The organism is Sulfurovum sp. (genome assembly GCF_041551015.1).
Lineage (GTDB): Bacteria > Campylobacterota > Campylobacteria > Campylobacterales > Sulfurovaceae > Sulfurovum.
Window position 1 is genome coordinate 1 of sequence record NZ_JBFENQ010000044.1, and the last position, 12,104, is coordinate 12,104.

General features: G+C 37.9%; 8 protein-coding genes and 1 pseudogene. 6 read left to right on the top strand and 3 right to left on the bottom strand.

What is annotated here, in order from left to right; all coding sequences use genetic code 11:
• The 5 genes from ABZC96_RS04365 to ABZC96_RS04385 form a co-directional block, all read left to right on the top strand.
• Window positions 1-264, top strand: a 264-nt coding sequence (locus ABZC96_RS04365) for an SAM-dependent methyltransferase (RefSeq protein ID WP_373029347.1), incomplete at its 5' end; no start/stop codon positions are given.
• Complete coding sequence (locus tag ABZC96_RS04370; RefSeq protein ID WP_373029348.1) at window positions 261-2,180, top strand: nitrite/sulfite reductase; 1,920 nt, start codon at window positions 261-263, stop codon at window positions 2,178-2,180. The genes ABZC96_RS04365 and ABZC96_RS04370, both read left to right, overlap by 4 nt.
• A gap of 1 nt (window position 2,181) precedes the next feature.
• Window positions 2,182-3,786, top strand: a complete 1,605-nt coding sequence (locus tag ABZC96_RS04375) for a DmsC/YnfH family molybdoenzyme membrane anchor subunit (RefSeq protein ID WP_373029349.1) — start codon at window positions 2,182-2,184, stop codon at window positions 3,784-3,786.
• Window positions 3,787-3,798: 12 nt separating this feature from the next.
• Complete coding sequence (locus ABZC96_RS04380; protein WP_373029351.1) at window positions 3,799-6,114, top strand: molybdopterin oxidoreductase family protein; 2,316 nt, start codon at window positions 3,799-3,801, stop codon at window positions 6,112-6,114.
• Window positions 6,115-6,538: 424 nt separating this feature from the next.
• On the top strand, window positions 6,539-8,230 hold the full coding sequence (locus ABZC96_RS04385; RefSeq protein WP_373029353.1) for a nitrite/sulfite reductase: 1,692 nt from the start codon (window positions 6,539-6,541) through the stop codon (window positions 8,228-8,230).
• Between the two features lie 115 nt (window positions 8,231-8,345).
• Here ABZC96_RS04385 and ABZC96_RS04390 read toward each other — a convergent pair whose 3' ends face one another.
• The 3 genes from ABZC96_RS04390 to ABZC96_RS04400 all read right to left on the bottom strand — a co-directional run bounded on the left by ABZC96_RS04390 (window position 8,346) and on the right by ABZC96_RS04400 (window position 11,569).
• Window positions 8,346-9,137: an ABC transporter ATP-binding protein gene (locus ABZC96_RS04390; RefSeq protein ID WP_373029354.1), complete on the bottom strand. Its 792-nt coding sequence runs from the start codon at window positions 9,135-9,137 to the stop codon at window positions 8,346-8,348.
• Window positions 9,137-9,952 (bottom strand): nitrate ABC transporter permease, encoded by an 816-nt coding sequence (ntrB, locus tag ABZC96_RS04395; protein WP_373029355.1) that lies wholly within the window; start codon window positions 9,950-9,952, stop codon window positions 9,137-9,139. Before ntrB ends, ABZC96_RS04390 begins: the two co-directional genes overlap by 1 nt.
• A gap of 225 nt (window positions 9,953-10,177) precedes the next feature.
• Window positions 10,178-11,569, bottom strand: a complete 1,392-nt coding sequence (locus tag ABZC96_RS04400) for a CmpA/NrtA family ABC transporter substrate-binding protein (RefSeq protein WP_373029357.1) — start codon at window positions 11,567-11,569, stop codon at window positions 10,178-10,180.
• Window positions 11,570-11,798: 229 nt separating this feature from the next.
• On the opposite strand from ABZC96_RS04400, the pseudogene glyA reads away from it, so the two are divergent.
• A pseudogene (glyA, locus tag ABZC96_RS04405) lies at window positions 11,799-12,104 on the top strand (serine hydroxymethyltransferase); the annotation flags it as partial.

Below are 12,104 nucleotides of genomic sequence, written 5' to 3' on the forward strand. Positions count from 1 at the left end.
ATGTTAGAGAACAGAGATCATACGGTCATTGTACTTATGGGACTTACCCGTATCAAAGAGATAGTCCAAAAGGCTAAAACATTGGACATAGACATGGACACACCCTGTGCCATTGTTTCCAATGCAAGTAGAAAAAATCAGAGTGTTCTCACTACTACACTTGAGAAGCTTGAAGAAGTTTCCCTTGGGGCTTTAAGACCTTCTATACTGGTCTTTGGAAATGTCATACACTATACAAACCAACTAAAAGAGAGTCAAAAATGAGCATTTTAGAAAAAGCCTTAGAGTCAAGAAGTAAAAAAATAAATAAAGTAGAAACGACCAAAGCACTTAAACTTCCTATGGATGTACATGCCAAACTTGTAGAAATAGCTGCAGCTGGGTATGAAGGTTTAGCTGCCGAAGACAGTGCTTACTTTTTGAAATGTTTTGGTCTTTTTGATAAAGGTGAAGACTTTATGCTTCGTATACGTGTTCCTGCTGGACAACTTAACTACGAACAAGCTTTATGCATCGGTGAAATGGCTAAAAAGTATGGTAATGATTATATAGACATCACAACACGTATGCAAATTGAACTTCGCTATTTGCAGATATCAGATATCGCTAAGGTATTGGCAGAACTCAAAGAAGTTGGTATTTCTACTTTCCAAACAGGCGTAGATAACCCTCGTAACATCGTAACTGATCCCCTAGATGGTATAGCGTATGACAATATTATTGAGACTATGCCTATCATTAATGAAATGCAAAAGGTATTTATAGAAGATCCAGAGTGGATCTCTGTGCTACCTCGTAAATTTAATACCGGCATACTGGGTTCACTTTCTAACTCCTGTAACATTTTTGGACATGACTGCTGTTTTGTGTTAGCACAAAAAGATGGCATATTTGGGTTTAATGTCTACTTGGGTGCAAGAGTTGGTGTACAGGCACAAGATGCAAATCTTTTTGTAAATATAGATGAAGTGCCTCTCTTTTTTAAATCACTCTTAATCGTGTTTAAAAACTACGGTTACAGAGACAACCGTAACAAAAACCGTTTGGTATTTTTGCTTAACGATGTAGGCATCGATAACTTCATAGAAGCTGTACAAAAAGAAGCTGATTGTCCATTTACAACAGCCGGTACAACTATGGTACAATCTCAGTCTATAGCCTTAGGTGCAAATAAAGTACTTGGACGTAACGGAAAATTTGCATATAAACTCATCGTACCTTCTGGTATCTTTACGGGTACTGACATGATGGCTACTGCCGGACTTGCAAAAGAGTTCGGTACGGGGGATGTAAGACTTACCTATGATCAAAATATCTATATCGTGAATCTTCAAAAAGAGTCACTCCCTACTTTTGAGTCTACCCAACTCATCACAAACTATGCAAAGTTCAATAACCTCTATTTTAATGACATGATAGCATGTGCAGGAACTGCCACATGTACTTTTGGTGTCATTCCCAATAAACCTGATGCCATAGAAATGGCACACTTTTTAAGTTCAGAAGTAGCCATAGAAAATGCAAATGTACGTATGAACTGGTCTGCCTGTCCTAAAGGGTGTGGTGTACATGGTATCGCTGATATTGGATTTGAAGGATGTAAGGCCAAAGATGATGAAGGTAACCGTGTAGATGGTGTACACATCTTCCTAGGAGGTAAGATCACACGTGCAGCAAAAGAAGCCCATACCTTACACAAATCCTTACCTATCACTGAAGCAAAACACCATGTAAAATATCTGCTTAAAACCTATGCCGCACAAAAACTCAGAAGTGAGACATATGAAGCATTTGATGACAGATATTTGAGTGCAAACTACAGCTTTCAAGCCCTTGGTTTTTATACGAAAATAAACTATATACTCAATGAAAAATTGGGTTTAGATGTAGTATTTGAACTTGATACTGAGCCAAAAACATCTAAAATAGAGGAGTTTGAACTGTTTCATTTTGGTCTTAAACTTTTTAAACTCCTCACAGGGGAGAAACGTTATGAAGCGGTAGAGAACTTTGCACCAGTACTGTTAAAACCAAAAAAAATCAAAAGAGATGAAGTGAGTAAAATGAATCCAAAAGTACCTGCAAAGCTAAGTGAAATTATCTATAACATGACACACCAGGAGAAAAAAGAAAGAGCACAAGTTTTTTCAGAACTTCTTGTGGCGCTTAAAGAAGTATAACATGGTAGCGCCACTAAGTAAATATACCCCTTTAGAGAACTTCATCGAGCATAAAACCAACACAGGTATGCAGTGTGGAAACTACAGTATAGATTTGCCAGAACTTCGTGATGAGGAACAGTACCGTTTTCACTTTGATGCCACTGCCTGTGTAGGGTGTCACTGTTGTGAAGTAGCTTGCAATGAACAAAATGCAAACCCCGATGAGATAAAATGGAGAAGAGTCGGAGAGATGGAAATGGGTGAATTCCCTGATACATTACAACTGTTTAACTCCATGAGCTGTAACCACTGTATAGAGCCAGAGTGTCTCATAGGCTGTCCTACAGAGTCTTACATCAAATTTGACAATGGTATCGTATGGCATGATGACCCATCATGCATCGGCTGTCAGTACTGTACATGGAACTGTCCCTATGAAGTGCCAACTTTTAATGCCGACAGAGGTATCGTAACTAAGTGTCATATGTGTGCCGATAAACTCGAGGCAGGACAAAGTCCTGCCTGTGTTCAAGCCTGTCCAAGTAATGCCATAGAAATAGAAGTCTTTAATGTCAAAGAGTGGTTAGACACAGATATGAAAAAAGAAGGCGTAGCACCTCACTTACCGGATATAGAGATCACTAAACCCACAACACGGTACACACTACCTGAATTAAAAGAGGGAGAGGAACTACGTATTGCAGATGAGCATTTACTCAAACCTGCACACCCTGAACTTCCACTTGTCTTTATGACAGTACTTACACAGGTTTCCTTAGGTGCATTTTTAGCGCTCTTTTTAGGAGAATTACTCTTCTTTTTAGGATTTAATCTGCCTAAACCAACACTGGTTATGGCTGCCCTTGCTTTTGTGCCCGCAGCCATAGGTTTACCGCTCTCAGCACTGCACCTTGGTCGTCCTATCAAAGCAATGTCTGCAATGAAAAACTGGAGAACCTCATGGCTTTCCCGTGAAGCCATAGCTTTGGGTGTTTTTACAGGCTTGGCTTCAGTCGTTGCAGGATTGTACTTTTTAGAGATCAAAGGTTTTGGTCTACTCTTGCTTGAAGCTGTTACGTTAACTGTATGTATCTATGGTATCTATGCACAATCGATGATCTATCGTATCAAAGCACGTCCAGCATGGAACAGAAAGTCAACTACGAAACGTTTCTTTGGTTCAAGCTATGTAGGTTTTTTACTTATTGCAACTGTATTACTCATTTCAAATGGCCAAGAAGGTGCAATGGTACTGTTAGCGATCACCCTGCTCGCTGGAATGGGACAAACTTTAGTCATCCTTGAAGAAATCATGTTCTACCGACATTTAGATACAGAAGACCCACTCTACTACCAATACAACAGAAGCCGTATACTGCTTCAAGAACATTTTGGTACGGTAAAGAAATTTAGAGTCTACTCTTTGAGATTGTTTGCTTTAGCTTTGCCGCTCTTGGCTATTTTGTTTACAGCAAGTGGATTAATGAGTTTGGCTGTAGGGACATTGATCGTTGCAACCATCGGTGCATTCATAAGTGAACTGGCTGGAAGATACCTCTTCTATAGAACAGTTGTACCTTTGGGACTGGCAGGGAACTTCTTTGCCGGGAATCAGAGACATTAGGAGGAAAATAAAATGAGTATCATAAATAAAATAAAAGACTTTCTAGGCACAGACATCAAAGAAAACAAATATGCTCTGGTAGATGACCCCATCTTTGGGAAAGTGGCCAAAGACAAAGCACCAGATAAATGGGTACGTACAACTTGTGGCTACTGTGGTGTAGGATGCGGTATGTATGTAGGGGTTAAAAATGGTAAAGGTGTCTATTCTAAAGGTGACCCACTGCACCCGGTCAATATGGGAACACTTTGTCCAAAAGGGCTAAGTGAACACAAAATGATAGAAGCAGATACACGTATACCCTCTCCTATGCTACGTAAAAATGACAAGCTTGTACCTGTCTCCTGGGAAGAGGCATTTCAAAATACTTCAGATGCATTCAAACGTATTCAAGCAGAGCACGGTAAAGATTCCGTTGCTATTATCTCTACTGGTCAATTACTGACCGAAGGTTTTTATGCTTTAGGTAAATTTGTCCGATTAGGACTTGAAGTAAGTCATTTTGACAGTAACACAACACTTTGTATGGGTTCTGTTGTCATGAGTCACAAACAGACTTTTGGGAGCGATGGTCCAGTTGGGTGTAATGAAGATTTTGAAAAAGCGGATGTCATACTGCTTGTGGGTGCAAATATTGCAGACAATCAACCTATCTTAAAACTTCACATCGCTAAAAATGAATCTGTTACAGGGAAAAAGCCTACTATCATCGTAGTTGACCCAAGAAAAACCAAAACTGCACAAATGGCAGATATTTTTGTACCTCTAAACCCTCGCTCTGACTTGGCTTTATTTAATGGACTGTGTTACATCATTATGGAGCAAGGATGGGAAAATGAAAAGTTTATTAAAGAACGGACCAATGGTTATATAGAGTTCAAAAAACATATTATGACTAACTATTCTCCACAAAAAGTATCCCAGATCACAGGGTTAGAAGTCAAAGAACTTTATAACCTGGCTAAAATCTATGCATCTGCTGATTCTGCTATGACTGCTTGGACAATGGGTGTAAATCAAAGTAGTATAGGTACAGATACTATCTCTGCTATCTCCAACCTTTCACTTATTACAGGTAACCTTGGACGTGAAGGGGCAGCTCCTATGTCCATTACCGGTCAATGTAATGCGATGGGATCCAGAGAATTTGGATTTACATCCTCCATCCCTGGATATAGAAATTATTCTAATCAAAGCGATAGAGAAGAGTTTGCTAAAATTATTAATGTGCCCAGTGAACTCATCCCTACTGAACGCGGCTATGCCTATCCTCAAATTATCGATGCCATTAATCGTGGAGAGATAAAAGCATTATGGATCGTAGGAACCAATCCGCTAGTTAGCTTTCCTGATCAAAACAATTTACGTAAAGCCTTTGAAAAACTTGATATTCTTGTTGTACAAGATGCTTTTATGTCTGATACAGCACAGATAGCTGATGTCATTTTTTCCGCAGCTACATGGTCTGAAAAAGAAGGCTCGTATACAAATTTAGAGCGTCGGTGTAACTATGCCCCCAAAGCTGTCGAACCTTTAGGTGAAGCTAAATCTGACTTCTACATCGTAAAAGAGTTTTCAAATTACTTTGAGGGAAAACATGAGTTACTTTTTAAAGACCTACACTCTCCTAGAGATACATTTGAAGAGATAAAACGTGTGAGCCAAGGACGACTCTGTGACTACTCCAATATGAGTTATGAGCGCATGCAGGAGCTAGGAGGAATTCAGTGGCCATGTAATGATAAAGCACCAAATGGTACTAAACGTCTCTACACAGATGATATGTCATGCAATACGCCTAACGGAAAAGCCAATTTACTACCTGTAGATTGGGTACCTCTACCTGAGACAGCAGGCAAAGGGTTACCATTCATACTCAATACAGGACGTACAGTAGAACAGTTTCATACGCGTACCAAAACAGGAAACATAGGCATACTTAATGCCCTGGCTCCAGAAGCATGGGTAGACTTAAACCCTAAAGATGCTTTAAAGTTACAAGTAAAAAGCGGAGATCGCATTAGCATATCCGGCGTACGTGGACAAGTTGACGATATTATTGTAAAGGTGAGTGCTTCTGTTAAAGAAGGAAATATCTTTGTACCTTTCCATTACAACTCTCAACTCATTAACCTTGTTACTCTTCCAGAGTTTGATGCCATATCATTTGAACCGAACTTCAAGCAATGTGCTGTGCAACTTCATTCTAAAACCGTACCTGAAGGTATAGTCTATGAAGAAGTAGGTATATCTGGATATTTAGAAGGGATAAAAGGATATAAAGAAGAAGTGTTTAGTGAGAAAAAAGTTGAAAATATTTCAAAGTAGGCGCTTTTTCATTATTAAAAGACTTCTTAAATTTTTTCCTTATATACCCTAAAACCTTATAAAGTTATATATTTTATAAGGTTGTTCAAATAGAATATTTTGTTCCTATAACGTTTATCGTGAGCAATAGATTCCGCTTGCGGTAAACTATTGCGCTCCTCTTACTTGTTATGTCTTTATAGTGCCTGAACGAACCAAGTAAAAGTTACTTGGAAAGGTAAAAGCTACATTAATCCGAAGCGATCTTGGGTCATGTTATCAGGATGATAATGTTTAATATATTTTAATTCGCTTATATTAAATTTTACCATATTCTTTAAGACCAAGAGCCTCTATTTATAGATTAAGCAGACTTATTAGGTGTTGATAAACATTATTGACAGAAGTCATGATGTCTCTTTAATCATTTTAGTATACTTTGTGTATGATAGTTGAAATAAAAATAAATACAGACAAGTTAAATTGGCGAGAACGTCTTAAGGTAGAATTAACTCCCTATGAATACTTACAAAACATAGAAAACATGCATTTTAGCGTGATTGGTGATAATGATAGGGCTTACCTTGAAAACGCTGGTATTTATAATCACGAGGCTGAAGATGAGATGTTTGCTCTTAGACTTAGGTTTAATGCCGGTCGTATTTCACCTGAACAACTTTTACTTCTGGCAAAGATTGTCAAGCGTTATGATTTAGATATTATCTTAACTGCGCGCGCTCAGATGCAACTTCATGGGCTTGACTCAAGTACTGTTTTATCGGCATGGAAAGAACTCAATGAAAACGGTATTTCAACGTGGCAGACCCTTGGAGACAATGTACGAAACATTGTTACAGATGTGTATGATGGGGTAGGAAAATATGCAGAGATAGAGGTATATCCATATATCCAGCAGATGCAAGAATATATCTTGAATAAACCAAGATTTATAGGCTTGCTTCCTAGAAGAATCTCTGTTGGTATTAGTGGAAACAGGGCAAACCTGAATTCATTTTTTGCGAACGATCTGTTTTTTGCCTTAGCTGAAAAAGATGAGGTCAAAGGGTTTAATGTTTACCTTGGGGGTAAAAACTCCGAGTTGGCTCAAGACGCGAATGTTTTTTTAAACCCAACTCAGATTGTAGAGTACTTTATAGCGGTTATTGAGTCCTTTCACCTTCATGGTTTAAGAGGTACAAGATCTAAAACGAGGCTATTTCATTGGATAGAAAAGGAGGGTATGGAGGGTGTCAAAAAACATATAGATAAAGAACATAGCTTGCAGTATCAAACAGCAGGAATCTTGTTATTGCAAAGGTATGATAAAACGACTCCCACACGTTTAAAAGATAACTCTTTTGTTTATGTGTATTATACAGATTTTGCACGAGTCAGTGCAGATACCTTTATAAAGCTTTCAAAATTTGCTAGTGAACATAAAGCGGAGGTTCGTTTAGGTATTGATCAGCATATTTATATTTTAGGACTTCAAAATCCGGTTAGTCCTTTTGAAAATTCTCATACGACTTCAACGATTTCAGCTTGTGCGGGAAATGAGCATTGTAATTTTTCCTTTTGGCATGTAAAAGACGATACACGCTATCTTCCACTAGAGCTAATACAAAAACACAAGATAATACTTGGTTTTTCTGGATGTATAAAAGGATGTGGAAAACATCAACATTGTGATATTGGTTTAATAGGTATGCAAACAAGCTCTTATGGGCATCCACAGGAAGCTGCAAGGATTTATCTTGGAGGTGAGCATACTTTTGGTCTTAGTGTAGCTAGATATTTAAATATTTTAGTCCCTAAAGATGCCCTGCATGACTTTTTAAAAGTGATTATTACGGAGTTTGAACACAGTATTTATAAAGACTTTGAAGTCTTTAGTAAAGAGGTCTTAAATACCTATAGTGCAGACTTTTTATGCTTATGGTTTTTAGCTAAGCTAAGCACTAAAACTAAGATCTTTCTTCAAAAAAATGAAGAAGTTTTTGAAGATGTGTGCAGTCAAGGCGAAAGAGAGATTCTATGCAAATACTTTAATACCCTTATTCTGGATAAAAACTTCAAGTGCTCAAGTGAAATTTCTAGACTTAGTAAGGGCTTATGGAAAGAAGAACCTGAAGTGTAAGAATAAATATTATTTTCGAATAAGTGCTGCCATTGCCAACATGATATATGTTCTAAATATTTTAACGGAAGAACCTAAGTATTAATTTCATAATACATAAAAGTAAGTTTATGTGTTATTCATCTTCTTTAGCAAATTTTTCATAAAGAAAACTCAAGATGGCTTCCCTGCATCTGATGTACTCCGGATCATGTTGAAGTTCAACCCTGTTTCTTGGACGCTCCAAATTTACTTCAAGTATCTCACCTATAGTCGCTTCAGGTCCATTGGTCATCATGATAACTCTATCACTAAGTAGCACTGCTTCATCTACATCATGTGTAATAATGATCACCGTATTTTCTACAGTCTGCTGTATACGCATCAAATGTTCTTGAAGGTTAGCTCTGGTTAAAGAGTCAAGTGCTCCAAAAGGTTCATCCATAAGCAATACATCTGGCTTGATAGAAAGTGCTCTTGCAATTCCCACACGTTGTTTCATACCCCCTGAGATCTCACCGGGAAGTTTATCTTTGGCAGGATCCAGATTTACCATAGAAACAAATTTTTCCACACGTTCACGTAATTCCAAAGCATCAAGTTCAGGCATTACTTTTTTAACTGCCATCTCAATGTTTTCATACACAGTTAACCATGGAAGCAAGGAGTGGTTTTGAAATACTACAGCCCTGTCTGGTCCAGGTCCTTTAACCTCATGCCCATTGAGGGTAATATTTCCCCGAGTTTGTCTGTCAAGGCCAGAGATCATATTGAGCAGGGTTGACTTACCACATCCACTATGCCCAATAATCGAGATGATCTCATTTTTTTTAATTTCCAAATCGACATCAGTTACTGCGATGTAATCCTCTTTCCCAGGAATAGGGAATCTCTTTTCAATATTTTTTAAATTTAAAAATTCACTCATTACGCTCTACCTTTTTTTGTATAATCAAAGAAATCTGCTATTTTTCCCATAATCAGATCTAATATAAATCCGATTAAACCCACTAGGATAATACCTATAATAATGTGATCATAGGCAAGGTTATTGTACTCATCCCAAATCCAAAATCCAATACCGATACCACCAGTCAACATCTCAGCTGCAACAATAACCAACCAAGCGATTCCCAGTGAGAGTCTCATACCTGTAAAGATGTACGGTACTGCAACAGGTAATATGATCTGTACTACTTTTTCAAGCGGTGTAAATCTTAAAACTTTTGCCACGTTCATATAATCTTCACTCACACTTCGTACACCAAGAGCCGTGTTGATAATAATCGGCCAGATAGAAGTAATAAAAATGGTTGAAATTGCTGTCATGTTAATGTCCTGGAAGATAAACAGTAACAGCGGTAGCCATGCCAATGGTGAAACCGGTTTAAATATCTGTATAAACGGATCAAAGGCATACTGAGCATTTTTACTCATACCCACAAGAAGTCCCAATGGAATACCTATGATAAGTGCTAAGGCAAATCCTCCAAATACTCTTTTTAGTGACTCTGTTATCTGCCAGAAAACACCTTTGTCATCTTCATTTTCTATATAAAATGGATCAGCTAAAACTCCCTCTACTTCATCTCCTTCAGCATTTACACCGCCAAATGCAGCAACATAAGTATTGGCAGGAGTTGGAAACTCGTCCACCACACTTGCGATGCCACTCCATACACCCAAAATTGCGATAAATACCAATAGCGGTAATACGATTCTTTTTACAAGTTCAATATTCATTTTTTCTCCTTAAATGCGAACTCTTAAAAACCCAGTAGTTTTTTGACATAGTTATAGCCTCTAGAGTAGGCTTAACTATGATAAATGAAGGTTCTTAAGAGTTGACATCTTTGTATTTACAGGTACCTGAAGTGAGGTAAGGAGATATTACATCGTATTCATAAAGGAGGTTTTAATTCACTTCAGGCACTTGTAAATACAAAGCAATGTGCTTTGTATTTAGGGTTATTTCTTAGTAACAAATTTAGGGTCTGCACATCCCGCCGGTCCATAAGGACAAACATACTCTGGCTGTTTAGTCTCAACTGTCCAGCTATTGGCTTTCACTAATTCTTCTTTACTCACTTTTGAGTTTACTACCTCTGCATCAAAAATATAATCAACGGCTTTATTCGGGTCCCAGACTTTACCATCAATGAATTTGTTGTATTCATCCACACCATCTTTTTTCCACGCACTTGGTGGCAATGTATATCCTACTTCTTTAGCTACTTCAGCAAATAAATCCGGTCTGTAAACAGATTCGATAATTTTTTTCATATCAATAGGTGTATCGATCTGACCCCATCTATACATTTGAGTCATAAACCACATGCCGTGCGAGTAGAAAGGGTATGCTGCATAGTAGTTCGCAAATGTATTAAACATCGGGTTAGAACTGTCTACACCTTTTGTATAGAGAAAAGTACCGCTCATCGATTTTCTAAGTACCTCTTTAGGTGCTTTTACATAGTTCTTCTGTGCCAGGAAACCGATCGCCTCTTCTCTGTTTTCCCATGAAGCATCCAGCCACATTTGTGCTTCGACGATCGCTTTCATCACTGCTTTGGTCGTCTCTGGATTCTTCTTAATAAAATCAGCTCTTGCCTGAAGTACTTTTTCAGGGTTGTTATTCCAAATGTCATAATTTGTTACAAGTGCTGAACCTTTACCTTTAAGTACGATTCTAGAGTTCCAAGGCTCACCCACACAATATCCTTCAATGTTACCTGCAATCAGGTTTGAAGGCATGGTTGGTGGAGGGAATGGTTTGATCGTACAGTCTGTATCAGGAACAATTCCAGATGCTGCCATCCAGTAACGTAGCTCATAGTTGTGTGTAGATACAGGGTGAACCATACCAAAACTCAGTGGTTTATAGTTATCACCTTCTGCTTTATGTTTGGCATCAATATACTTTTTTAAACTAGCCGCTGAAACGGGTCTTTCTGTTTTATCTAAACCATATCTTTCCATCTCTTTGATAATACTATTACCATAGGTGATAGCATTACCATTGTAGTCAAGTGACAAAAGCGCCTGTAAGTGTGCATTACCGTTTATGCCTATGGTAGCAGCTATCGGCATACCTGCTAAAGCATGTGAGAAATCATACTCACCAGAGATCACTTTTTGTTGAATTCCTGGCCATCCGCCACCCTCTTTTGCGACATGCACATTCAGCCCATATTTTTCAAAAAAACCTTTTTCTTTTGCCACTACGATAGGTGCACAATCCGTCAGTGCAATAAATCCAATCTTAAGATCTGTTTTCTCCAACTCTGCCATAGAGTAAGTCGTTGCAATACTCAAACCAAGTCCAAGATTTAGTACTTTCTTTACTAAACTTTTTGCCATTTGAAATCCTTTTTTAATGTTTGTGATGCAAGTATAACAACAAAAAGAGTATTTTATAAACATATCATTGATTAATATTTAATCAAAGCTCAAATCAATCTAAATAAAAAATATTTCAATAAGATATCCTCTGTTTCTCCTTTCATCTTTTCAAAACACTCAAATTTCATAACATTTTTAGTGAAAACTTGTTATAACTACACTAATTTAAACCATATAAGGAAACCCTATGAGTTATGCCATAGAAACATTTGACCCAGAGATTTTTCAAGCGATTGAAAATGAGAGAGAGAGACAAACAGATCACCTAGAGATGATCGCGTCTGAGAATTTTACACTTCCAGCTGTTATGGAAGCTATGGGTTCTGTATTTACAAACAAGTATGCAGAGGGATATCCATATAAAAGATACTATGGCGGATGTGAATTTGCAGATGTTGTAGAGCAACTTGCCATCGACAGAGCATGTGAACTTTTTGACTGTAACTATGCAAATGTGCAACCTCACTCAGGATCTCAGGCAAATGGTGCTGTA